Here is a 22,397-nt window from a genome sequence, read left to right on the forward strand (position 1 = left end):
CCATGTCAGACATTTCAAAAAATCTTCCGGTGACGGATAAAAAACAACAAGGCTTCACCTTAATGGAGCTGATGGTGGTCATCGTCATTCTCGGCGTTCTGGCCGCTCTGGTTGTTCCCAATGTTATGGGGAATAAAGAGCGGGCCGATACGCAGAAAGCCGTCAGCGATATCGTCGCTCTCGAGAACGCGCTCGACATGTATAAGCTGGATAACCACCGCTATCCGACAACAGAACAGACACTGGATGCGCTGGTAACCTTACCTACGCTTAGCCCGGTGCCTGGGAATTACCGCAACGACGGCTACATCAAACGCTTACCTGCCGATCCGTGGGGCAACGAATACATGCTGCTCAGCCCGGGTGAACATGGTGCTATCGATGTTTTCTCCGCCGGACCGGACAGTGAACCGAACACGGCAGATGACATTAAAAACTGGGTTGAGAAGGATCAATAACCTTGTCTGCGGCTAAACAATCCGGCTTTACGCTACTGGAAATCCTGATGGTACTGGCGATCTTCGCCATTGCCGCGGGGGTAGTTGTCATGGTTTTACCTTCTGACAACGCCCAACTCCAGCGCGCTGAAAAAATGAAAGCGATGATGGAATATGCTTCTGAGCGTGCCGTGTTAGAAGGAAAACCCCTTGGGCTTTCTTTGACGAGCAGCGCCTACCGGTTTGTTATTTTGGGTAACGCGCTGCCGTTAATTCCTGACGCCAGCGAGCCGCAGTGGGCAGAGATGGATTCTGCCCGTATGCCGCTCACGGGTGAATTTACGCAAGAAGAAACCCTTTCCCTGACTCCGATGCCGCTCAACAAATCTGTCAGCCGTCCACCACAGATTGTTTTTATGCCCGACGGCACGCTTTCAGTATTTGAACTTAGCTACGCCCCTTCAGCGTCTGAACCGGCCTGTTGCAGCATCATTTCAGAAGGCCGACTGCCTCTGATTTTCACTGTCAAAAGGCCTGAAAAATAATGTGCATCCCGGTAAAAACCGACGCTAAAAATCAGCAAGGAATGACTCTGCTTGAGGTGATCATCGCACTCGCTATTTTCGCCACTGCCGCGCTGGCATTGCTGAACAGTATGAGTTCGCAGATGCGTGCAGCAGAGCATTTCCGCACCAGCCTTTTTGGCAGCTGGGTCGCCGAAAATACGCTGGCAGAAGCGCAGATCAAATCCGGAAAGAAAACAAAAGAACCCGTCACACTGGCGGGTCAGGAGTGGTTTGTTGAGCAACAGCAACCCACTGATCGGGATAATAAAATTCGCAAGAATCGTGTTCTGGTTAAGCAATCTGAAGATGCCCGATCACCGCTCCTTTCCGTCAGCAGCTGGGCTCAGATATCGGCAGACAAGCCATGAGTAAAAACCGTACAGCCCGGCAGCAAGGCTTTACGCTGATAGAAGTCATGATTGCGATGGCGATATTTTCCCTGCTCAGCTTACTGGCCTATCAGATCCTCTCGGCATCAGTGAAAAACAGCGAAATAGCACAGGAACATACTGCGCGACTCAACGAAATCCAGACGGCGTTTTCACTGCTGGAGCGTGACCTGATCCAGGTATTGCCAAGGCAAACGGAGGAAGAAGAGGCGTACTTATCCGCGACGGAGACCTCACTGCGTTTTACCACCCTGGGAAGTTATCCGGCAGCAACCCCCTTATCTGCCAGCGATTTATCCCGGGTTGATTGGGCCATAATCGATCATGCGTTGACGCGCAGCGCGAGCGCCCTGCCTTCCGCCCCTTTACCGGATGCCGCACCGCTCACTCCCGTGACCATGTTGACCGGCGTACGCACGTTGCACTGGCGTTTCTTTTCTGCCGGCTGGGCTGACAAATGGGATCAAGCCACCACGTTTCCTGCCGCTATCGAACTCGTTGTCACGCTGGATGATATGGGTGAAATACGCCGTTTGTTCCTCCTGCCTGCCGCACTTGAGGATACAAAGGCGAATACCGATGACAAAGCGCCGGAACAGACGGAACCCACTTCGGCAACGCCGGTTCCGATGAGCGGGGAGGCGCTTCAACAATGAATAAGCAACAAGGTGTGGCGCTGCTGATCGTGTTAATGATCCTGGCAATCATGGCGGCATTAGCCGCGAAAATGACGCTGCAATTTCAGGTCAGCCAGCAACGTCAGAGCTGGTTACTCAACCAGCAGCAGTTGCGCTGGCTGACCCTTGGCGCAGAAGAAATTGCCTTGCCCCGGCTTCGGAAAGAGCTGACCGAAAACGCATATAACAACAACCTGGATCAGTTTTCCATGCAGGAAGGGACGTTCATCGCACCAGACGGTTTCTCCGTAAACTATGTTGTCACGGATGGCCAAAACTGCTTCAACCTCAATAGCCTGCGCAATAACGAACCTGACACGAAGCTTGAGGACGAACCCTACAATACGCAGATATTGAAACAACTGCTGCTCGATGCACAGGCAACTTCCGTGGAAATTGACCGGTTCACCGACAGCCTCAGTGATTATCTGGATACAGATAACGACACCCGTACCGCCGGTGCCGAATCCGAGTATTACGAAACCCTGACGCCACCACGGGCTGCGGCTAACCAACGCCTTTTCTCCATGAATGAACTGGCTTTACTGCCAGACCTGCCTCTTTCGCCCCTGAAGCGGATCCGCACTCAGCTTTGCGCGCTTCCGGAAGAGTCTCAGCAAATCAATGTCAATACGCTGACCGAAGCGCAGGCTCCCCTGCTGAGCGCCTTATTTCTTGGCGGAATTAATCAGGACGATGCAATGAAATTAATCGCCGTACGGCCACGCAGAGGCTGGGTCTCTGTCGATGCTTTTCTGAAAGAGGTTAAAAAACAAAAGCTGACTCTCGACGTGCAAACCGGGGATTTGAAACCGCTGCTGACAGTGCGCAGCCAGTATTTCGTTCTGCACACACAGGGTCACTTTGAAGAACAGCAAAACACCATGAGCAGTTATGCGCACTTCAATCCAGAAGATTCAAAAATCACAATTTATCAGCGACGCTATCGGGTAATTGAGTAAATGGAACACCGTCAACCGGCCAACAGGCTGTTTATCAGAGCAGGCAGTACGCCAGAACGCTCACTTAACTGGTTCACTGAGCTGGCAGAAAATGATGAGGATATTCATCTTTTACCAGACGCTGAGCATTTATCAGAACTGGCCGCACAACCGTCGGCACAGAACGTTTCTCTGCTTATCCCCGCCAGTGAAGTCATTTTTCGTCAGGTCACAGTGCCACAACGTGCGGGTAAAAATACCCGGCAGATGATTGCCTGGCAGACAGAAGAAAGCATTGCCACGGATGTGGATACCTTGCATTGGGTTGAGCTGTACCGTCAGGAGCAAACACTGTATGCCGCCGGTATTGAAGTCGATTTTTTACGAAACTGGATACACCGTTTTCGTGATGCCGGCCTGACAGTCAGGCACGTTTATATTGATGCGTTACTGCTCCCTCTGCCTGAGGAAGGCTGGTCGGCCGCCCGTCTTGACCATCAATGGCTGCTCCGGCAGTCAGAATATTCGGGGTGTCTGGTCGAACAGGTATTACTTGATGCGTTGCTGGCTATCGCAATGCCTGAAGTAGTGCACTATTACGGGCATGATCAGGAGATTCCTCCTGACTGGGTTCACGCAGAAGCGCCTTCCGACCCGCTGATAGTGATGAAAAATAATTGTGCATCCGCCGTGAATCTTCTTCAGGGCGAATTTGCCGTGCGCGAGGAAGATCCCGCCTGGGGCCGTCATCTGCAACGGATAGCGGCAGGTATGGTGATATTCACGCTGGTACTCATTCTCGGCAGCAAACTTTTCACATGGTGGCAGGTATCGCAGCAAGAATCCTTGCTGAAAAACCAGATGCTGACCCTGCATCAAAGCGCGTTCCCTCAGGACAAGCACACCCGCAACCTGAAATTCTATTTTGAACAAAACATGAAAAAAGCGCCCACAGCCTTTCTGCCTGCGCTGGCAAAACTCACGGCTTATCAGGGACAAGTCCCGCAAATCGCCATCGATAAATTGGATTTCCAGCAGAAAACGAATCAGTTCACATTGCAGATCACGACCGATAACCGTGTGGCGATTGATGATTTTCTCAAAATTACCGCCAATGATTTTCACTTTGCTGTTTCCAACCTCACGACATCGGCAACAGGCGTGACTGCCACGCTGACTCAGCGGAGTAAATCATGAAACAGTGGTTGATGCTTAAAAGCGAAAGTGAAAGACGGCTGATACTGATCGCAGCCTGCCTGTTAATGATGGCTTTTATCTGGTTTGGTTTGTTAACCCCCCTCGATAACCAAATCGCCAAATCCCGGGTCATGGTCAATACCCAGCGTAACCAGCTGGAATGGATGGTGAAGCAAACTCAACGGCTTGGCGCACCTGCCGGAAAGAGAACGAGTAAGGAAAAGCTGACGGAAGCGATCAACACCTCAGCGGCCGGTTTATCCCTGAAAATGCCAAAAACGACACAGAATGAACAGGGCGTCACCTTCAGCGTGGGACAAATTCCTTACTCCACCCTGCTGCGCTGGCTTGAAATCCTCAACAAGGAATACGGCATTCAGGTCGTGGCCATCACGATAGTGACCGGTGGTGGACAATCCGGAAATGTCAGTGTTCCACAACTCACACTGCGTTAACGGGCAGATGACCTCACCAGGAAATTTTCATATGATTGTTGGCTGGCAGCAAATGGACTACATCACACCTTTGTCAGGTGGGTTTTATTACACCAGTGTCGCTATTTTCGGCTTGCTGTTGGGCAGCTTTCTCAACGTCGTCGTTTATCGCTTACCGTTGATGATTCAGCATGATGGCCAACAGGGTGAATGTGGCTTTAACCTGAGCCTTCCCGCATCGCACTGTCCGGCCTGTAAACACCCGCTGCAATACTGGCAAAATATTCCGGTGCTGAGCTGGTTGCTGTTACGCGGAAAATGCCATTATTGCGCAGCCCCGATCGCGAAAAGATATCCACTGACGGAAGCCGGTTGTGCCGTCATGTTTCTGGGTCTCTCCTTTCTGTTTACCACACCACTGAGCCTGTTGAGTGCATTATTGCTGTTCTGGTTTCTTCTCGCCCTGAGCCTGATTGATCTGGCGACTTACCTGCTCCCGGATCGCCTGACCCTTCCCCTGCTCTGGGCAGGATTATTGATTCATTCGATTTCCGGTGAGGTAACACTTCAGGATGCATTATATGGCGCGGTCGCAGGCTATCTGGTGCTTTGGGTTTTGTACTGGGGAGTCAAAATCGTCAGTGGAAAAGAAGGGATGGGATACGGCGATTTCAAACTGCTGGCGGCGCTTGGCGCCTGGGTGGGCTGGCAGATGTTGCCGTATTTGTGCATTCTCGCCGCGCTTGCGGGGATCGTTTTTGCACTGGTGCGTGTGGGCCTTTATAAGATGTCAGAGCAAATCCCTTTCGGTCCTTGTCTGGCATTGGCTGGTGCGCTGGTTTACATCAGCCAGGAGAGCAGAACCATCTGGCTGATGTTTAGTTAACGCAGCAAAAATTACTGAGATTCTTCTTTGAGCTGAGACTGAATGTAATTCTGGATACCGATACGACCGATCAATTCCAGTTCAGTTTCCAGCCAGTCGATGTGATGTTCTTCATCGGCCAGAATAGTAATCATTAAATCGCGGCTGACGTAATCATGCACCGAGTCTGCGTAAGCAATGCCTTCGCGTAAGTCTTTCGCGCCTTCCAGTTCCAGAAGCAAATCAGACTTCAGCATTTCCTCAACATCTTCACCGATATTGAGTTTTCCGAGATCCTGCAAATTAGGAAGGCCTTCCAGGAACAGGATCCGCTCAATATAGATATCGGCATGCTTCATTTCATCGATGGATTCATGATATTCGATACCGTTGAGGCGCATCAGCCCCCAGTTTTTAAACATACGGGCATGCAAAAAATACTGATTGATGGCAACCAGTTCATTTCCAAGAAGTTTATTGAGGTGTGCAATGACTTTTTTATCGCCTTTCATAGGTAACTCCTCCGTTCCGGTATCTAAAGCGTAGATCCGGTTCAGAGTAAGTCAAAGAAAACACCTACTTTTTAGCGATGTATTTTCAGGCGATATTGTCGAATTGGGGTATCTGTTGTAATTCATCTTCCATTATCTGCCGCGCGACACGGACACACTTACCGCACTGCGTGCCCACCGGAACAAAATTTCTGAGCTGCTGAAACGTCTGAGGCTGATAACGACGAACTGCCTGCCGTATCGTTTTATCACTGACACTGTTGCATAAACACACGTACATAGAGACCACACTTCGAACAAAACCTGACCTAACTGTAAATGAGAATGGTTATTATTGCAAATGCAGTTTGCATACTTCTGAGAACAAATTTCAGGCAATAAAAAAGGGTGCCGAAGCACCCTTTTTATTTTGCAAAAATTATCAGCGATTAAGCGATAACTTTAGCAACAACACCAGCGCCTACAGTACGGCCGCCTTCACGGATTGCGAAACGCAGACCGTCATCCATCGCGATTGGGTGGATCAGGGTAACAACCATGTTCACGTTGTCACCAGGCATTACCATCTCAACGCCTTCTGGCAGTTCGATAGTACCGGTCACGTCAGTTGTACGGAAGTAGAACTGTGGACGGTAGCCTTTGAAGAATGGAGTATGACGACCACCTTCATCTTTGCTCAGGATGTACACTTCAGAATCAAACTTGGTATGTGGTTTGATTGAACCTGGTTTAGCCAGAACCTGACCACGTTCGATGTCTTCACGTTTGATACCACGCAGCAGAACACCAACGTTCTCACCAGCACGGCCTTCGTCCAGCAGTTTGCGGAACATTTCAACGCCAGTACAAGTAGACTTAACAGTGTCCTTGATACCAACGATTTCAACTTCTTCGCCCACTTTAACGATACCGCGCTCTACACGACCGGTAACAACTGTACCACGACCGGAGATGGAGAATACGTCTTCGATTGGCAGCAGGAATGGCTTATCGATAGCACGCTCTGGCAATGGAATGTAGCTGTCCAGTGCTTCTGCCAGTTCGATGATTTTCGCTTCCCAATTTGCATCGCCTTCCAGTGCTTTCAGCGCTGAACCTTTGATGACCGGGATGTCGTCGCCTGGGAATTCGTAAGCAGACAGAAGTTCACGAACTTCCATTTCTACCAGTTCCAGCAGCTCTTCATCATCAACCATGTCGCATTTGTTCATGAACACGATCATGTATGGAACGCCAACCTGGCGACCCAGCAGGATGTGCTCACGAGTCTGAGGCATAGGGCCATCAGTTGCAGCAACAACCAGGATAGCGCCGTCCATCTGAGCAGCACCGGTGATCATGTTTTTCACGTAGTCGGCGTGCCCTGGGCAGTCAACGTGCGCGTAGTGACGAGTCGGGGTGTCATATTCAACGTGGGAAGTGTTGATGGTGATACCACGAGCTTTTTCTTCTGGTGCGTTATCGATCTGGTCGAATGCGCGTGCAGAACCGCCGTAGGTTTTAGCCAGAACGGTAGTGATTGCTGCAGTCAGGGTAGTTTTACCGTGGTCGACGTGGCCGATAGTACCAACGTTGACGTGCGGTTTGTTACGTTCAAATTTTTCTTTAGACACGGCTATATTCCTTACTCTTGTGCTCTCCCTTCATAGAGAGAGCACGGGATCATTGTGTTTAAAACTGTGGCTTATTTGCCACGAGCTTCAATAACGGCCAGGGCCACGTTATTTGGCGCATCATCATACTTCAGGAATTCCATGGAGTAAGATGCACGGCCTTTGGTCAGTGAACGCAGCTGAGTTGCATAACCGAACATTTCGGAAAGCGGAACTTCAGCATGAATCACAACGCCAGTAGCGTTAGATTCTTGGCCTTTCAGCATACCACGACGACGGCTAAGGTCACCGATGACGTCACCAGTGTTCTCTTCCGGAGTCTCTACTTCAACCTTCATGATCGGCTCAAGCAGAACTGGTTTCGCTTTCTTAAAGCCATCTTTGAAGGCGATAGAAGCGGCCAGTTTAAACGCCAGCTCAGAGGAGTCGACGTCATGGTAAGAACCGAAGTGCAGACGCACGCCCAGATCTACTACCGGGTAACCGGCCAGTGGACCAGACTTCAGCTGTTCCTGGATGCCTTTGTCAATCGCGCCGATGAATTCACCAGGAATTACACCGCCTTTGATTTCGTTGACAAACTCATATCCTTTCGGATTTGTGCCAGGTTCTAATGGGTACATGTCGATCACAACGTGACCATACTGACCGCGACCACCAGACTGCTTAGCGTGTTTACCTTCAACATCGGTAACTTTAGCGCGGATAGCTTCACGGTATGCAACCTGCGGCTTACCGACGTTAGCTTCAACGTTAAATTCACGACGCATACGGTCAACCAGGATATCCAGGTGAAGCTCACCCATACCTGCGATGATTGTCTGACCAGACTCTTCATCAGTCCAAACGCGGAATGATGGGTCTTCTTTCGCCAGACGGCCCAGAGCCAGACCCATTTTTTCCTGGTCAGCTTTGGTTTTTGGTTCTACCGCAACGGAGATTACCGGCTCAGGGAATTCCATGCGTTCCAGGATAATCACGTTATCTGGATCACACAGGGTATCACCTGTAGTCACGTCTTTCAGACCGATCGCTGCAGCGATATCGCCTGCACGAACTTCTTTAATTTCTTCACGCTTGTTAGCATGCATCTGAACGATACGACCCAGACGTTCACGCTGAGATTTCACTGGGTTAAATACAGTGTCACCTGAATTGACGAGACCGGAATAAACACGGAAGAACGTCAAGTTACCCACGAATGGGTCAGTAGCGATTTTGAACGCCAGAGCAGAGAACGGCTCTGAATCGTCAGAATGGCGAACTGCCGGAGTGTCTTTACCGTCATCCAACAGACCGTTGATAGCTTCAACGTCAGTTGGTGCTGGCAGATACTCAACAACAGCATCCAGCATTGCCTGTACACCTTTGTTTTTAAACGCAGAACCACAGGTAACCAGGATGATTTCGTTGTTCAGAACGCGCTTACGCAGAGAAGTTTTGATCTCTTCTTCAGTCAGCTCTTCGCCACCAAAGAATTTCTCCATCAGCTCATCAGAGCCTTCAGCAGCGGCCTCAACCAGTTTCTGACGCCATTCTTCAGCCAGTTCTTGCATGTTTGCAGGGATTTCTTCGTATTCGAAGGTAACGCCCTGATCAGCTTCGTTCCAGTTGATAGCTTTCATCTTCACCAGGTCAACAACACCGGTGAATTTCTCTTCCGCGCCGATTGCCAGTTGCAGTGGCACCGGAGTTGCGCCCAGACGTTTTTCAATCTGATCAACAACTTTCAGGAAGTTAGCACCCATACGGTCCATTTTGTTAACGAACGCGATACGTGGAACTTTATATTTGTTTGCCTGACGCCATACGGTCTCAGACTGTGGCTGAACACCACCAACAGCACAGTAAACCATTACCGCGCCATCAAGAACACGCATGGAACGTTCAACTTCGATGGTGAAGTCAACGTGCCCTGGGGTGTCGATGATGTTGATGTGGTGTGGTTCGAACTGCTTAGCCATACCTGACCAGAAACAGGTCGTCGCAGCGGACGTGATGGTAATACCACGTTCCTGCTCCTGCTCCATCCAGTCCATGGTAGCTGCGCCGTCATGAACTTCACCGATTTTGTGGTTTACACCGGTGTAGAACAGAACACGTTCGGTAGTGGTTGTCTTACCGGCGTCGATGTGAGCACTGATACCAATGTTACGGTAGCGCTCAATGGGTGTTTTACGAGCCATTTGATTCCTCTATAACTAGGACGTTCAAGTTCAGTTAACCCAAGCGGGTTGGCTTCTTGAAGCGCCCGCTTGGTTAGCATAACTACAGCGAAGTGATTACCAGCGGTAGTGGGCGAACGCCTTGTTGGCTTCAGCCATACGGTGAACGTCTTCACGTTTCTTAACTGCAGTACCTTTGTTCTCTGCAGCATCAGAAAGTTCGTTCGCCAGGCGGAGAGCCATGGATTTATCACCGCGTTTACGAGCAGCTTCAACGATCCAACGCATTGCCAGAGCATTACGACGAACCGGACGGACTTCAACTGGAACCTGATAAGTAGAACCACCTACGCGGCGGGACTTAACTTCGACAGTCGGACGAACGTTGTCCAGTGCGACTTCGAAAGCTTCCAGGTGGCCTTTACCGCTACGTTGAGCCAGGGTCTCAAGAGCAGTGTAGACGATTGCTTCTGCAGTAGATTTTTTACCATCTACCATCAGAATGTTGACGAATTTTGCCAGCAGTTCGGATCCGAACTTAGGATCTGGCAGGATTTTACGTTGACCAATGACGCGACGACGTGGCATGGAAATACTCCGTTGTTAATTCAGGATTGTCCAAAACTCTAAGAGTTTATTTTGACAGTAAAGTGAAAATGTTTGGCCTTACTTAACGGAGAACCATTAAGACTTCGGCTTTTTAACGCCGTATTTAGAACGAGATTGCTTACGATCCTTAACGCCTGAACAGTCCAGTGCGCCACGGACGGTGTGATAACGCACACCTGGCAAGTCTTTTACACGACCGCCACGGATCAGGATCACGGAGTGTTCCTGCAGGTTATGACCTTCACCGCCGATGTAGGAGGTAACTTCAAAACCGTTAGTCAAACGCACACGGCATACTTTACGCAGTGCGGAGTTTGGTTTTTTAGGGGTGGTAGTATATACACGAGTACATACGCCACGTTTCTGCGGGCAAGCTTCCAGCGCTGGAACGTTGCTTTTAGCAACCTTCGTAGAGCGTGGTTTGCGTACCAGCTGATTAATTGTTGCCATTAAAAAGCTCCTGGATTTTGGTTCATAAACTACTTTGTAAACGCGTGATAAATCGCCCCATAAAAAGCATTAGCTAATATGGGGACGCAGAATTTTAGGGCTGACCTATGAGGGTGTCAAGAAATATACAGCACATCAGTGATTCACCATGCTGTTTGCTGGGCATGTTTCTCAGTCAGCGCGACGAATCCAGTATAGTCGATCAACGTGATTTTGTGCGAAATTTGACCAACCAATCCCCGGGCAGCTAAATCTTCGCTCAACACATAGACTGACTGCACCTGTTGAATCATCCGGTCACATGCCTCACTGCTATCCAGTGCGGCCAGTACGCCATCCTGCATCAGCAATAGTGCATCGTCCTGAGCAACCATATTAATAAGCAGTGAGAAATCACAATGTTGCGGGGAATGTGCAAGCGTAAAAAGCATGGAATATCCTGAATTAAAACGTCATTACCACATCATAATCAGCCAGTCGTCCGCGAATTTCAGCCACTGATAACGGCTCGACGTCCAGAACCCAGTCGTGTCCGGCAGACAGACCCCGCGTCTTCAAAGACGTTTCGCAAACGAAACACTGATCGACATCGTAAAGAGATAACACGCCGAACGTGGCAATATAATTACGCGCTAAAATTTTTTCCGGCTGCTGGGATGGCATTAACTGAAAAACGCCATCCGCCATGAAAAAGACACCAATGTCTTCGGTCAGGGCGGAGGTGGCCAGCAAGGCATCCAGTCCTTCACGGCCTGCGGATGTTCCATGTGGTCCCTGCGTGAACACAAACGCGATCTTTTTCATTTTTGTTCCCTGCCCTCACGCATCAGAACTGCACCAGACGGTCGCAGGTCAGCGAGGCTTCCGCCAGACTGCCCAGCCCGGTCAGGGTAAAACCCGGTTGTAAATTTGTCTGCCCGTGCCCCTGATTATGGGCTTCCGTTTCGTCGATCACGCCACGGCGTAATGCGGCAGCAACACAGACATTGAGCGCCACCTGATAATCTGCCGCCATCCGTTGCCAGGAACGCACGAGATCGAATTCATCCGATGCGGGAGCAGAAAGCACATTGCCGTTGAGCACCCCTTCGCGATAAAAAAACACGCTGTCGAGCTGGTGACCGCTGGCGATCAGCGCGAGAGCAAACTGATAGGCGGCACTGGCCTGTTGCGTGCCATACGCAGGGCCGGTGACCAGCAGACAGTAACGCAGTTTCAACGTTCGTTCCCCACCAGATCACCGCTTTTAAACTGGCGGATATACAGGTAGACCGTGTGCTTGGAAATGTTCAGGCGATCAGCCACCTGGTTAATGGCATCTTTGATATCAAAAATACCCTTTTCATAAAGATTCAGTACCACCTGACGATTCTTCGCATTGTTAGAAACGTTGCGGTCCGCGTTCACTTCTTCAATGGTGAATTCCAGCGTCTGCGCGACCAGATCATCGACGGATGACGCGAAGTTCACCGACGAGGCGACTTCCTGCGTCTCAGGCGGCATAAAGGTCTGAATGATTTGCGAGAAAGGCACGTCAAGATTCATGTTAATGCACAGCAGGCCAATCACACGCTGCTCACGGTTGCGGATGGCGATGGTGACCGACTTCATCAGCACACCGCTTTTCGCGCGGGTAAAATAGGCTTTGGACACATTGCTGTCCGCACCGGTCATGTCATGTAACATGCGCAATGCCAGATCAGTAATTGGTGAGCCGATCTTACGGCCGGTATGCTCACCATTAGCGATACGAACCGCCGAACATTTCAGGTCTTCCAGAGAATGCAGAACAATTTCGCAATGCTCACCAATCAGCATTGCCAGTCCATCCACCACGGCCTCATATGAAGACAAAATCTCATGATCGACCTGGCTGAAAGGACGTTGGTCCAGCAAATCCAGTTCGCCGGTTTCGCCAGTTATAAGCGAATTAGACATCGAAGCTACCACCCTCTATATCGCGCCTTCCAACGGGAGTCAGGACGCATTATTCATCATTTCAGGGTCGTTACTGTATCAAAAATACAGAAAAAACGGCCTTACGATTATATGGATCTGTGACGTTATGCCGGGGAGACAAAAGCGTCAAGTTATCATCATAGAGTAACCGCAACAAAAAGAGGGGCGGGTACAGAGAAAAGTGACGGGCGAAAAAAAACCGCCGCGTTAAGCGACGGTTTCCGAACAGTAACCCGACACCCACTTAGTTTGCTTTTGGTGCCGCTTCTGCTTCAGCAGGTTTCTCTGCTGTTTTTGGATCCGCTTTAGGCGCAGCTTTCACATCCAGCAGTTCAACATCGAACACCAGTGTGGAGTTAGCCGGGATCCCCGGGACGCCCGTTTTGCCGTAAGCCAGTTCCGGTGGAATGACCAGCTTGATTTTGCCGCCTTTCTTAATGTGTTTCAGGCCTTCGGTCCAGCCTGGGATCACACCGTCAAGACGGAAGGACAGCGGCTCACCACGGGTGTAAGAGTTATCGAACTCTGTACCGTCGGTCAGCGTGCCTTTGTAGTTGACGACAACGGTATCGCTGTCTTTAGGCGCTGCGCCGGTACCTGGTTTTTCTACCTGATACAGCAGGCCGGATTCAGTCTTCTTCACGCCTTTTTCTTTGGCGAAATCAGCACGGAATTTGTCGCCTTTGTCAGCGTTAGCTTTAGCGTCTTGTTCCATCTTAGCCTGTGCAGAAGCTTTCACACGGCCTTCGAAGGTTTGCAGAGTCTTCTCGATTTCCTGATCAGACAGTTTGCTTTTGTTAGCAAACGCGTCCTGAACACCCGCGATCAACTGGTCTTTATCCAGTTTGATGCCCAGTTTTTCTTGTTCTTTCAGGGAGTTGTCCATGTAGCGACCCAATGATGCGCCGAGAGCGTATGCCGCCTGCTCGTCATCACTTTTAAACTTGGTCGTATCTGTTGCTGCCGGAGCAGCTGCAGCGGCTGGCGCAGGTGCAGCAGCGGCCGGTGCGGTGGCTTCAGCAGCCATAACCTGAGTGGCATTCAGGGCAAGCGCCATGGTGGTTGCCAGCAGAGTTACTTTAAACAGTGATTTCATCCATTTCTCCAGGACCAGAAGCGTATGACCTCTGGTAATAATTACGAAAGTTCGGCGGTTACTATAACTGTCCGTCTCACGACAAAACAATCTCTATACACGCCATTAGCGTCATATTCAGACCTTTTTTACATCAATTAGTTTCGTCGGGTCATGGAGAGCGAAGATAAAGCGCCGCAGAGGTCAGGTAATCAGAGGGGTTTACGGGTAGAATCGCCGGTCTACAATACAGGATGAGGTTCCGGTCAGTGCTCGACCTGATCAATTTGAGCCACACAGCGAGGAAATGATGATGAACTCAGATACCGTTGAACAACGTCTGGAGATGCTGGAAAACAAACTGGCTTTTCAGGAAATCACGATTGAAGAGCTGAATTTGATCGTCACACAGCATCAGCTGGAAATGAGCAGATTGCACGACCATCTGCGCCTGCTGACAGACAAACTGCGCGCCAGCCAGCCATCAATGATTGCCGATCAGTCGGAAGAAACGCCGCCCCCGCATTATTGATACGGATTGCGACGCAACAAAAAGGCGCCCTTGCGGCGCCTTTCGTTTATATCACTGTGCGGGCGATTAATGACAACCGCAGCCGCCGTTACCGCCGCAACCACCTTTCTTACCGTGGTCATGGTCATGGTCGTGATCATGGCTGTGACCGTGGCCACCGCAGCAACCGTCACCGTGTTCATGGTCGTGACCATGATCATGGCCGTGTTCGCCGTGAACGTGGCCATGAGCCAGTTCTTCTTCGGTCGCTTCACGGATTGCCACAACTTCAACGTGGAAGTTCAGGTTCTGGCCAGCCAGCATATGGTTGCCATCAACCACAACGTGATCGCCATCTACTTCAGTGATTTCGACAGGAACCGGGCCCTGATCGGTATCAGCCAGGAAACGCATACCCACTTCCAGTTCGTCAACGCCCATGAATACGTCTTTAGGGACGCGCTGAACCAGATTGTCGTCGTAGTTGCCGTAAGCGTCATTCGCGCCAACATGCACGTCGAATACGTCACCAATGGCATGACCTTCCAGGGCAGTTTCCAGACCGGAGATCAGGGAACCATGGCCGTGCAGGTAATCCAACGGCGCGCTCACCGGAGATTCATCAACCAACACACCGTCTTCTGTACGTACCTGATATGCCACGCTGATGACCAGGTCTTTTGCTACTTTCATGATAACTCCTACCGTTGGAAACTCAATTTGTTGTCTGCGGGCGTTGCATAACGCACGCTACTTCGCTTAAGGCTAATTCAGTGACGGACGCCTTTCGATGAGATCATCCTGAAAAGCGTGACCGGATAAATTTGGCGAAGAGTGTAGCGGAAATCCGCGTCTCTGTACTAACAGCATAAAAAAACACGGGCGATAACGCTACTTCGGATCGAAAATACCAATCACCTGCTCTTCCGGACGCAGCTTCTTACTGACCTGCGCATCCGTCTGACGCTGATGGTGTCCGCACTTCACGCACTCCACCACTTCAACCTGATCTTCCTGCCATAAAGCCAGTGTATCCATCGCCTTACATTTCGGACACACCGCGCCAGCGATGAACCGTTTACGGGTTGTAGCCATATTACTTCTCCAAAAATTGCCGACATTGCGTCCGGTCAGTTTTCGATCAACCACCGAAATTATTTTTCCGCGACCGGACTATTCGTCATCGTCCCAGCCATCAAGCTGGCGACGTTCGTTATGCATTTCACTCTGGAAAATGTCTTCCAGCTCGCGCCGGGCTTCTTTCACACGGGAAATCTGCGCCACATCGCCACGGTTTTGCGGTACCAGTTCACGCAACATGCGCATGTCGAGACGACGAAAATGCTGCTGCGCGCGGTACGCACTGTGCGGATGCATACCCAGCGTGACCAGTGCTTTCTTACCCAGTTCAAGCGCGCTGGAAAAGGTCTCGCGGGAGAAATTCACCACACCCGCCTGCAACAATTCGTGTGCCTCCACGCGTCCGCGTGCGCGCGCCAGAATATTCAGATGCGGAAAATGCTGCTGACACAAATGCACGATGGTCATGGTGTCTGCCGGTTCATCACAGGTAATGACGATGGATTTCGCCTTCTCCGCGCCGGATGCCCTGAGCAGCTCCAGTTCGGTGGCATCGCCGTAATACACCTTGTAGCCGTATGTGCGCATCAGCCCGACAGCACTGATATCCCGCTCAAGCACGGTAATGCGCATCTTGTTGGCCATCAGCAAACGCCCGATCACCTGGCCGAAACGGCCGAAGCCGACAATGATCACCTGAGGCTCATCATCCTGCACAAAATGTTTTTCGTCGCTTTCTTCACCGTCGTTGTAGCGTTTGACCAGGATCCGGTCGACCCACTGCATCAGCAACGGCGTGGTCATCATCGATATCGTCACCACCACCAGCAACAGGGAAAGCTGCGAGGAGGAAATCACTTTCTGCGCCCCTGCCGCCGAGAACAGCACGAAAGCAAATTCACCGCCCTGACTGAGCACCGCCGAAAATTGCAGCCGGACTGAAGTGCGCAAACCAAACACGCGGGACAGCCCGTATAACACCGCACCTTTCACCGTCACCAGAATAATCACGCCTGCCAGCACCAGCAAAATGTGGGTGTACAGCACGCCCAGATTCAGCGCCATGCCGACGGAAATAAAGAACAGCCCGAGCAGTAAACCCTTAAATGGCTCGATAGCGATTTCCAGTTCGTGCTGATATTCACTTTCTGCCAGTAAAATCCCGGCGATAAAAGTACCGAGCGCCATCGAGAAGCCCAGCGTATCCATAAACAGCGCCGAACCGAGTACCACCAGCAATGCGGCAGCGGTAAACACTTCACGCACGCCGGAGGCCACAATCAGCCGGAAAATCGGCCGCAGCAGATAACGTCCGCCGATCAACATGCCGCCAAAGGCCAGCACTTTCAGGCCGATCATTTCCCAGTTATTGCTGCCTTCCGAACCGCCCGCGAGGATCGGGATCAGCGCCAGTGCCGGAATAACCGCAATATCCTGGAACAGCAGCACGGCGAAACCCAGCTGACCGCCTTCGTTACGCGTCATGCCTTTGTCGCGCATCAGCTGCAATGCCATCGCGGTGGAAGACATCGCCAGCCCGATACCGCCGATCACCGCCGCCTGCCAGGAAAACTTCGTCAGATATAACAAACCGCCAAGCACCAGCGCAGTCAGGACCACCTGCCCGGCGCCGACGCCAAAAATTTGCCGCCGCAGCGCCCACAGCTTTCCGGGGTTCAGTTCCAGCCCGATGATAAACATCAGGAAAACCACACCCAGCTCGGAGAAATGCAGAATTTCATCCACGTCGCGGATAAAGCCCAGCCCCCACGGACCGATGGCAATCCCGGCCAGCAAATAGCCCAGCACCGCGCCGATACCCAAACGTTGAGCCAGCGGGACGGCAACCACCGCAGCGAACAAAAACAGCAGGATGGCCGTCGGAATATTTGATACGTCCATCAGACGATCCCTCCGTGCGGCAACGGGGATTGCAGCCATTCACCGTAGGCTTCAGCATGGTTTTGCAACACATCGGGTTTCTGACGTCGCGCCCAGTAAATAATAATCGGCGTCATCCAGTGCATATGACACATCGCCGATGTCAGTTCGAACGGACGCATAATGTCGGACATCGGATAACGGTTATAGCCGCCCGCACGGTAGGCACCTTCCGGTTCGCCGGTGGTCACCACTGAACGCCAGTATTTGCCGTTGAGGGCATTGCCGCCGGCCCCGCTGGCAAAACCCCGCGCCAGCACGCGATCCATCCATTCCTTCAATAGCGCCGGGCAACTGTAGGTATAAAGAGGATGCTGAAAGACAATCACTTTGTGTTCGCGCAGCAGCTGTTGTTCGCGGTGGATATCAATAAAAAAATCAGGATAGTGGGCATACAAATCATGCACGGTGACATGTTCAAGCCGCTGTGCCTGTTGTAACAAAACGCGATTGGCGACCGAATCGGGTGATTCCGGATGGGCGTACAGCAGCAAAACCTTTGGTGGCTGCGACATCAATACCTCCAAAGCGTCGTCAGGGTGCGGTTTTTCCGTTACCATGCTTCGCAAAGACTAAATGGGACGCGATACGTCTTGTTTAAACGAATTTCATGACAATTTAACATACTCTCAACACGGCGCTTTATGATTGTTTTCTCCTCCTTACAAATCCGACGCGGCACAAATGTGCTGCTGGACAACGCGTCTGCGACCATCAATCCCGGCCAGAAAGTCGGGCTGGTGGGCAAAAATGGCTGCGGTAAATCCACCCTGATTTCGCTGTTAAAAGGTGAAATGAGCGCTGACGCAGGCAACCTGACCTTTCCGTCTAACTGGGCGCTGGCCTGGGTCAACCAGGAAACACCGGCTCTGGACGAGCCTGCGATAGAGTATGTTATCGACGGCGACCGCGAATTCCGCCAGCTGGAAGCACAATTACAACAAGCCAACGAGCGGGATGACGGCCACGCCATCGCCACGCTGCACGGTAAACTCGATGCCATTAACGCCTGGACCATTCCGGCGCGCGCCGCCAGCCTGCTCAGCGGCTTAGGCTTCACACAGAATCAGTTGCAGCAACCGGTGAAATCCTTCTCCGGCGGCTGGCGTATGCGTCTTAACCTGGCGCAGGCGCTGATTTGCCGTTCTGATTTACTGCTGCTCGACGAACCGACCAACCACCTGGATTTGGACGCGGTCATCTGGCTGGAAAAATGGCTGAAAGGCTACACCGGCACGCTGGTGCTGATTTCCCATGACCGTGATTTCCTTGATCCGATCGTCGATAAAATCCTGCATATCGAACAGCAGTCGCTGAACGAATACACCGGTAACTACTCCTCTTTCGAACGCCAGCGGGCGACCAAACTGTCGCAACAGCAGGCATTATTTGAAAGTCAGCAGGAAAAAGTGGCGCATCTGCAAAGTTACATCGACCGTTTCCGTGCGCAGGCGACCAAAGCCAAACAGGCGCAAAGCCGTATCAAAATGCTGGAGCGTATGGAGCTGATTGCCCCGGCGCACGTCGACAATCCTTTTCATTTTAGCTTCCGCTCGCCGGAAAGCTTGCCCGATCCGCTGCTGCGGATGGAAAAAGTCAGTGCCGGTTACGGCGACACCACCATTCTGGAGTCGATCAAACTGAATCTGGTGCCCGGCTCGCGGATCGGCTTGCTGGGGCGTAACGGTGCCGGTAAATCCACGCTGATTAAATTGCTGGCTGGCACTATGCCGCCGCTTCAGGGCGATATCGGGCTGGCAAAAGGCGTCAAACTCGGTTACTTCGCCCAGCATCAGCTGGAATTCCTGCGCGCTGAAGATTCACCGTTGCAACATCTGGTGCGTCTGGCAAATAAAGAGACCGAACAGCAACTGCGTGATTATCTCGGCGGCTTTGGTTTCCACGGCGATAAAGTGACGGATCCGACCGGGCGCTTCTCCGGCGGTGAAAAAGCGCGTCTGGTGCTGGCGCTGATCGTCTGGCAGCGCCCTAACCTGCTGCTGCTCGATGAACCGACTAACCACCTGGATCTCGATATGCGACAGGCGCTGACCGAGGCGCTAATCGACTTCGAAGGCGCGATGGTGGTTGTGTCGCATGATCGCCACTTACTGCGCTCCACCACTGACGATTTGTATCTGGTTCACGGCGGCAAAGTGGAACAGTTCGACGGCGATCTGGAAGACTATCAGCAGTGGCTGGTGGACATTCAGCGTCAGGAAAGCCAGCAGGATGCACCGGCCAAAGACGGCGGCGTGAACAGCGCGCAATCGCGTAAAGACCAGAAACGTCGCGAAGCCGATTTCCGCAACCAGACCCAGCCACTGCGCAAACACATCACCAAACTTGAAGCGCAGATGGAAAAACTGAGTACCGAGCTGGCGACCCTTGAAGAACGTCTGGCGGATTCCGCGATCTACGACATCAGCCGTAAAGCCGAACTCACTGAATGTCTGCAACAACAGACCAAAGTGAAAGGCGCGCTGGAAGAGACCGAAATGACCTGGCTCGATGCGCAGGAACAACTGGAAGACATGTCGAAGGCCTTTGATCTCGACTAGAAGATCCCCCCTGAAACCGCCATCGTCCGTAACAGGCATGGCGGTATATCTCTCCCCGCCGGGTTCACTGGCAGTCATGCGTGTTGCGCGTTAAAATCCTTTCATCTTTTCGATTGTGCAATCGATAACCGCCCAAAGTTAAAAGGATTATGACGTGACGGACATCTCTTCTTCGCAACCTTTGCCCGAACCTGTTTTATCATCCCAGCTCGCCACCGACCTGACCTCCGACGCCGGTGAATCTACCCCCGCTATCAGTGCAGAAGAACAACAAAAAATTGAAGAGATTGCGGCACAGATCGACATTACTGATCCGGTGCTCTCGATTGCCTATGGTGCAAAAACCCTGAATGCCATGTCGCGCTTTAACGAATCGCTGATGCAGGAAGTGCGCGCCAAAGACGCGGGCGAAGTGGGTGCCCAACTGACCGACCTGCTGAGTAAAGTAAAAGGCATTGACCTGACGGTGTTCGATCAGAAAAAAAGCCTGCTGGCCTCTGTCCCGCTACTCGGAAAACTGTTTAACAAGGTCGAGCGGACGTTACTGGAATACCAGACGCTGGCCGGACAGGTGGATACGCTTTCCGAAAAATTGCAGAACACCATCACCGAACTGCTGCGCAATATCGCCACGCTGGAACAGCTTTTTATCCGCAACCGTGATTACTTCAAAGACATCAGCCTGCACATTCTGGCGGGCAAAAAGAAGATCGCGCAAATTCAGTCCGACGTGATCCCGGCGGCACAGGCGCGGGTGCAGGCTTCCGGCGATGCAATGGAAGCCCAGAATGTGCGGGATCTGGTCGAAGGTGTTCAGCGTTTCGAACGCCGCCTGAGCGACCTGATGCTGACGCGCACGCTGTCCATCCAGACCGCACCGCAAATTCGTCTGATGCAAAGCAACAGCCAGTCGCTGGCTGAGAAGATTCAGAGCAGCATTCTGACCACCATTCCGGTGTGGAAAAGCCAGATCGTGCTGGCGCTGTCGCTCAATTCCCAGCGTCAGGCGGCCAGACTGCAAAAAGATGTCGCCGACACCACCAATGCCATGCTGCGCCGCAATGCTGAGTTGTTGCAGACCGGTAGCATCGAAACCGCCACCGAAGTGGAACGTTCGATTGTGGACGTGGAAACATTACGGGATGTTCAGGGCCGTTTGCTGAGCACACTGGAAGACACCATGCAGATCGCCAGCAATGCCCGCACCCGCCGCGCGGAAGTGGAAAAAGAACTGGCCGCAATGGAGCAGGAACTGCGCAGCAAACTGGCATCGATTGCAGCGGAAAATAGCTCACAGAATAAAGTGACCGCGCAGTCATGAGGGCAATCAATCACAACACGGACATACTCAGCACCACCTATCATCAGTCACGGGGCGCGCAGATATTCCTCCATTTTTTGCTGTTGATAGCTGCCATTGCCTATGGAAAAGCGACCGCCAGCGGGTATCTCAACGTGGCGGACAGCGTTGTCAGGAAAGATCTGAGCGGCGCCTCTTCCGTTCTGGTGTGGATGTCCTTCATCCTGTTATTTCATACGTTTCTCTATGACCGCCTGAGCCTGTACTACAGCGTGATCATTGGCGCGATCTGGGCCTTCACGGGCGATGCCCTGGCGATCCCTTTCTGGATGGCCACTGCGGCACTGCTGCTCAGCTTAATCACGCAGTACCGTTTCCCTCTGACCGGGATGCTGCTGCCCTGGCTCATCGGCCTGATTTCCTATGCCGAATTTTACAGCTTCGCGCCTTATGCGGTTTTCTATGTGGCCTTTGTCATCGTGATGATCGGTTCCGTGATCCATCTGCGCAAAATCGAAAACCGCGACGCCGTGCCTTCCCCTGCGCCGGTGGACAACATTCAGCCCGTGACGTTACGCCGCCGGGAACCGGTAAAAACGGAAAGCACACCGGTGGACACGCCGCGCGAAGACGTCTGGGCGGAGGATAAACCGGTCAGAAAATCCACATCCTATATTCCCGACAGGCCGTTTGATCAGGACATTACGCAGCTGGAAAACAAATCTGAGCTGAGCGACTTCCCGCAGGAAATCCGCAGCGAGATCGCCGAAATCGTCTCGTCAGCGCGCCGTATACAAAAATGTATGCAGGAAGATCCGAAAGATGTCACACCGGCCACCCGCTTCTTCCAGCGGTATTTGCCTGCCGTGAATACCTTTATCGACAAAGATCTGAATTTACGCCGCCAGCAGGCCGGGGATGCACCAACCCGTGCCCGGACGCTGCAAACCCTGAAAGACATCCGCAGCATGTTTGATCAGCAGCACCAGCGGCTGCTGGAAAACGATCAGCTTGAGCTGGATACCGAAATGGGTGTGCTGGATAATCTGATGAAAACCGACGGCTTCAAATAATCTGCCGCTGAAAGTCAAAAGCCCGCCCGGAATAAACCCGGC

At 51.9% G+C, this 22,397-nt stretch carries 27 protein-coding genes; 12 read left to right on the top strand and 15 right to left on the bottom strand.

The window, feature by feature from the left end; genetic code table 11:
* Window positions 1-2: 2 nt before the first annotated feature.
* From gspG to EYY67_RS16445, 8 genes are read left to right on the top strand one after another with little or no spacing between them, the layout of a single operon-like run.
* The gene (gene gspG, locus EYY67_RS16410) at window positions 3-458 is read left to right on the top strand and encodes a type II secretion system major pseudopilin GspG (protein WP_095923759.1); all 456 of its coding nucleotides are present in this window, start codon (window positions 3-5) and stop codon (window positions 456-458) included.
* Window positions 459-460: 2 nt separating this feature from the next.
* The gene (gene gspH / locus EYY67_RS16415; RefSeq protein ID WP_131693885.1) at window positions 461-982 is read left to right on the top strand and encodes a type II secretion system minor pseudopilin GspH; all 522 of its coding nucleotides are present in this window, start codon (window positions 461-463) and stop codon (window positions 980-982) included.
* A complete protein-coding gene (gene gspI / locus EYY67_RS16420; protein WP_131693886.1) occupies window positions 982-1,371 on the top strand; it encodes a type II secretion system minor pseudopilin GspI in 390 nt (129 codons plus the stop codon). Before gspH ends, gspI begins: the two co-directional genes overlap by 1 nt.
* Window positions 1,368-2,048: a type II secretion system minor pseudopilin GspJ gene (gene gspJ, locus EYY67_RS16425; protein ID WP_131693887.1), complete on the top strand. Its 681-nt coding sequence runs from the start codon at window positions 1,368-1,370 to the stop codon at window positions 2,046-2,048. The genes gspI and gspJ overlap by 4 nt, the downstream gene beginning before the upstream one ends.
* Complete coding sequence (gene gspK / locus EYY67_RS16430; RefSeq protein WP_095923763.1) at window positions 2,045-3,031, top strand: type II secretion system minor pseudopilin GspK; 987 nt, start codon at window positions 2,045-2,047, stop codon at window positions 3,029-3,031. Before gspJ ends, gspK begins: the two co-directional genes overlap by 4 nt.
* Entirely contained in the window at window positions 3,032-4,207 is a 1,176-nt protein-coding gene (gene gspL, locus EYY67_RS16435; RefSeq protein WP_131693888.1) for a type II secretion system protein GspL, read from the top strand.
* A complete protein-coding gene (gspM, locus tag EYY67_RS16440; RefSeq protein ID WP_131693889.1) occupies window positions 4,204-4,662 on the top strand; it encodes a type II secretion system protein GspM in 459 nt (152 codons plus the stop codon). Before gspL ends, gspM begins: the two co-directional genes overlap by 4 nt.
* A 31-nt stretch (window positions 4,663-4,693) precedes the next feature.
* Window positions 4,694-5,527 (top strand): prepilin peptidase, encoded by an 834-nt coding sequence (locus EYY67_RS16445; protein ID WP_131693890.1) that lies wholly within the window; start codon window positions 4,694-4,696, stop codon window positions 5,525-5,527.
* Between the two features lie 11 nt (window positions 5,528-5,538).
* On the opposite strand, the gene bfr is transcribed toward EYY67_RS16445, so the two are convergent.
* The 11 genes from bfr to fkpA form a co-directional block, all read right to left on the bottom strand.
* On the bottom strand, window positions 5,539-6,018 hold the full coding sequence (gene bfr, locus EYY67_RS16450) for a bacterioferritin (RefSeq protein ID WP_014333589.1): 480 nt from the start codon (window positions 6,016-6,018) through the stop codon (window positions 5,539-5,541).
* 85 nt (window positions 6,019-6,103) lie between these two features.
* Window positions 6,104-6,298 (bottom strand): bacterioferritin-associated ferredoxin, encoded by a 195-nt coding sequence (bfd, locus tag EYY67_RS16455; RefSeq protein ID WP_014333588.1) that lies wholly within the window; start codon window positions 6,296-6,298, stop codon window positions 6,104-6,106.
* 148 nt (window positions 6,299-6,446) lie between these two features.
* The gene (gene tuf, locus EYY67_RS16460) at window positions 6,447-7,631 is read right to left on the bottom strand and encodes an elongation factor Tu (RefSeq protein ID WP_095923767.1); all 1,185 of its coding nucleotides are present in this window, start codon (window positions 7,629-7,631) and stop codon (window positions 6,447-6,449) included.
* A gap of 71 nt (window positions 7,632-7,702) precedes the next feature.
* Window positions 7,703-9,817: an elongation factor G gene (gene fusA / locus EYY67_RS16470; RefSeq protein ID WP_013573669.1), complete on the bottom strand. Its 2,115-nt coding sequence runs from the start codon at window positions 9,815-9,817 to the stop codon at window positions 7,703-7,705.
* Between the two features lie 96 nt (window positions 9,818-9,913).
* Complete coding sequence (gene rpsG, locus EYY67_RS16475; RefSeq protein WP_005969574.1) at window positions 9,914-10,384, bottom strand: 30S ribosomal protein S7; 471 nt, start codon at window positions 10,382-10,384, stop codon at window positions 9,914-9,916.
* 96 nt (window positions 10,385-10,480) lie between these two features.
* A complete protein-coding gene (rpsL, locus tag EYY67_RS16480) occupies window positions 10,481-10,855 on the bottom strand; it encodes a 30S ribosomal protein S12 (RefSeq protein WP_013573668.1) in 375 nt (124 codons plus the stop codon).
* A gap of 143 nt (window positions 10,856-10,998) precedes the next feature.
* Window positions 10,999-11,286: a sulfurtransferase complex subunit TusB gene (tusB, locus tag EYY67_RS16485; protein WP_119825258.1), complete on the bottom strand. Its 288-nt coding sequence runs from the start codon at window positions 11,284-11,286 to the stop codon at window positions 10,999-11,001.
* A 13-nt stretch (window positions 11,287-11,299) separates the two neighbouring features.
* Window positions 11,300-11,659, bottom strand: a complete 360-nt coding sequence (gene tusC / locus EYY67_RS16490) for a sulfurtransferase complex subunit TusC (protein WP_095923769.1) — start codon at window positions 11,657-11,659, stop codon at window positions 11,300-11,302.
* Window positions 11,660-11,681: 22 nt separating this feature from the next.
* Window positions 11,682-12,074 carry a sulfurtransferase complex subunit TusD gene (gene tusD / locus EYY67_RS16495; RefSeq protein WP_095923770.1) on the bottom strand — a complete coding sequence of 131 codons (393 nt, stop codon included), beginning with the start codon at window positions 12,072-12,074 and terminating at the stop codon, window positions 11,682-11,684.
* The gene (locus EYY67_RS16500) at window positions 12,071-12,793 is read right to left on the bottom strand and encodes a helix-turn-helix transcriptional regulator (RefSeq protein WP_013573664.1); all 723 of its coding nucleotides are present in this window, start codon (window positions 12,791-12,793) and stop codon (window positions 12,071-12,073) included. Before EYY67_RS16500 ends, tusD begins: the two co-directional genes overlap by 4 nt.
* Window positions 12,794-13,058: 265 nt before the next feature.
* A complete protein-coding gene (gene fkpA / locus EYY67_RS16505) occupies window positions 13,059-13,910 on the bottom strand; it encodes an FKBP-type peptidyl-prolyl cis-trans isomerase (protein WP_131693891.1) in 852 nt (283 codons plus the stop codon).
* A gap of 292 nt (window positions 13,911-14,202) precedes the next feature.
* On the opposite strand from fkpA, the gene EYY67_RS16510 reads away from it, so the two are divergent.
* Entirely contained in the window at window positions 14,203-14,421 is a 219-nt protein-coding gene (locus tag EYY67_RS16510) for a protein SlyX (RefSeq protein WP_095923772.1), read from the top strand.
* Window positions 14,422-14,487: 66 nt separating this feature from the next.
* On the opposite strand, the gene slyD is transcribed toward EYY67_RS16510, so the two are convergent.
* From slyD to kefG, 4 genes are all read right to left on the bottom strand, one after another.
* Window positions 14,488-15,093 (bottom strand): peptidylprolyl isomerase, encoded by a 606-nt coding sequence (gene slyD / locus EYY67_RS16515; RefSeq protein WP_095923773.1) that lies wholly within the window; start codon window positions 15,091-15,093, stop codon window positions 14,488-14,490.
* A gap of 198 nt (window positions 15,094-15,291) precedes the next feature.
* Window positions 15,292-15,495 (bottom strand): YheV family putative zinc ribbon protein, encoded by a 204-nt coding sequence (locus EYY67_RS16520; protein ID WP_013573660.1) that lies wholly within the window; start codon window positions 15,493-15,495, stop codon window positions 15,292-15,294.
* A 78-nt stretch (window positions 15,496-15,573) separates the two neighbouring features.
* Window positions 15,574-17,382 carry a glutathione-regulated potassium-efflux system protein KefB gene (gene kefB, locus EYY67_RS16525; protein ID WP_095923774.1) on the bottom strand — a complete coding sequence of 603 codons (1,809 nt, stop codon included), beginning with the start codon at window positions 17,380-17,382 and terminating at the stop codon, window positions 15,574-15,576.
* Entirely contained in the window at window positions 17,382-17,936 is a 555-nt protein-coding gene (gene kefG / locus EYY67_RS16530) for a glutathione-regulated potassium-efflux system ancillary protein KefG (protein WP_095923775.1), read from the bottom strand. The genes kefB and kefG overlap by 1 nt, the downstream gene beginning before the upstream one ends.
* Before the next feature lie 129 nt (window positions 17,937-18,065).
* Between kefG and EYY67_RS16535 the strand changes: the two genes are divergently transcribed.
* The 3 genes from EYY67_RS16535 (at window position 18,066) to EYY67_RS16545 (ending at window position 22,355) form a co-directional block, all read left to right on the top strand.
* Window positions 18,066-19,982: an ABC transporter ATP-binding protein gene (locus EYY67_RS16535; RefSeq protein ID WP_095923776.1), complete on the top strand. Its 1,917-nt coding sequence runs from the start codon at window positions 18,066-18,068 to the stop codon at window positions 19,980-19,982.
* Between the two features lie 154 nt (window positions 19,983-20,136).
* Window positions 20,137-21,303, top strand: coding sequence for a toxic anion resistance protein (locus tag EYY67_RS16540; protein WP_411740905.1), 1,167 nt, complete (start codon window positions 20,137-20,139; stop codon window positions 21,301-21,303).
* Window positions 21,300-22,355, top strand: coding sequence for a 5-bromo-4-chloroindolyl phosphate hydrolysis family protein (locus EYY67_RS16545; RefSeq protein ID WP_131693892.1), 1,056 nt, complete (start codon window positions 21,300-21,302; stop codon window positions 22,353-22,355). Before EYY67_RS16540 ends, EYY67_RS16545 begins: the two co-directional genes overlap by 4 nt.
* The last annotated feature ends 42 nt before the right edge of the window (window positions 22,356-22,397 follow it).

The sequence above is a fragment of the Rahnella victoriana genome, assembly GCF_004330295.1.
Taxonomy (GTDB): Bacteria; Pseudomonadota; Gammaproteobacteria; order Enterobacterales; family Enterobacteriaceae; genus Rahnella; species Rahnella victoriana.

Bases quoted from the DNA above. Each gene is read 5' to 3' on its own strand.
- gspL (WP_131693888.1), top strand. From the start codon at position 3,032: ATGGAACACCGTCAACCGGCCAACAGGCTGTTTATCAGAGCAGGCAGT.
- EYY67_RS16510 (WP_095923772.1), top strand. From the start codon at position 14,203: ATGAACTCAGATACCGTTGAACAACGTCTGGAGATGCTGGAAAACAAA.
- gspM (WP_131693889.1), top strand. From the start codon at position 4,204: ATGAAACAGTGGTTGATGCTTAAAAGCGAAAGTGAAAGACGGCTGATA.
- gspJ (WP_131693887.1), top strand. From the start codon at position 1,368: ATGAGTAAAAACCGTACAGCCCGGCAGCAAGGCTTTACGCTGATAGAA.
- tusC (WP_095923769.1), bottom strand. From the start codon at position 11,659: ATGAAAAAGATCGCGTTTGTGTTCACGCAGGGACCACATGGAACATCC.
- fusA (WP_013573669.1), bottom strand. From the start codon at position 9,817: ATGGCTCGTAAAACACCCATTGAGCGCTACCGTAACATTGGTATCAGT.
- rpsL (WP_013573668.1), bottom strand. From the start codon at position 10,855: ATGGCAACAATTAATCAGCTGGTACGCAAACCACGCTCTACGAAGGTT.
- gspK (WP_095923763.1), top strand. From the start codon at position 2,045: ATGAATAAGCAACAAGGTGTGGCGCTGCTGATCGTGTTAATGATCCTG.
- rpsG (WP_005969574.1), bottom strand. From the start codon at position 10,384: ATGCCACGTCGTCGCGTCATTGGTCAACGTAAAATCCTGCCAGATCCT.
- bfr (WP_014333589.1), bottom strand. From the start codon at position 6,018: ATGAAAGGCGATAAAAAAGTCATTGCACACCTCAATAAACTTCTTGGA.
- kefG (WP_095923775.1), bottom strand. From the start codon at position 17,936: ATGTCGCAGCCACCAAAGGTTTTGCTGCTGTACGCCCATCCGGAATCA.
- EYY67_RS16445 (WP_131693890.1), top strand. From the start codon at position 4,694: ATGATTGTTGGCTGGCAGCAAATGGACTACATCACACCTTTGTCAGGT.
- EYY67_RS16535 (WP_095923776.1), top strand. From the start codon at position 18,066: ATGATTGTTTTCTCCTCCTTACAAATCCGACGCGGCACAAATGTGCTG.
- EYY67_RS16520 (WP_013573660.1), bottom strand. From the start codon at position 15,495: ATGGCTACAACCCGTAAACGGTTCATCGCTGGCGCGGTGTGTCCGAAA.
- gspG (WP_095923759.1), top strand. From the start codon at position 3: ATGTCAGACATTTCAAAAAATCTTCCGGTGACGGATAAAAAACAACAA.
- bfd (WP_014333588.1), bottom strand. From the start codon at position 6,298: ATGTACGTGTGTTTATGCAACAGTGTCAGTGATAAAACGATACGGCAG.
- gspI (WP_131693886.1), top strand. From the start codon at position 982: ATGTGCATCCCGGTAAAAACCGACGCTAAAAATCAGCAAGGAATGACT.
- EYY67_RS16500 (WP_013573664.1), bottom strand. From the start codon at position 12,793: ATGTCTAATTCGCTTATAACTGGCGAAACCGGCGAACTGGATTTGCTG.
- tusB (WP_119825258.1), bottom strand. From the start codon at position 11,286: ATGCTTTTTACGCTTGCACATTCCCCGCAACATTGTGATTTCTCACTG.
- slyD (WP_095923773.1), bottom strand. From the start codon at position 15,093: ATGAAAGTAGCAAAAGACCTGGTCATCAGCGTGGCATATCAGGTACGT.
- EYY67_RS16545 (WP_131693892.1), top strand. From the start codon at position 21,300: ATGAGGGCAATCAATCACAACACGGACATACTCAGCACCACCTATCAT.
- fkpA (WP_131693891.1), bottom strand. From the start codon at position 13,910: ATGAAATCACTGTTTAAAGTAACTCTGCTGGCAACCACCATGGCGCTT.
- kefB (WP_095923774.1), bottom strand. From the start codon at position 17,382: ATGGACGTATCAAATATTCCGACGGCCATCCTGCTGTTTTTGTTCGCT.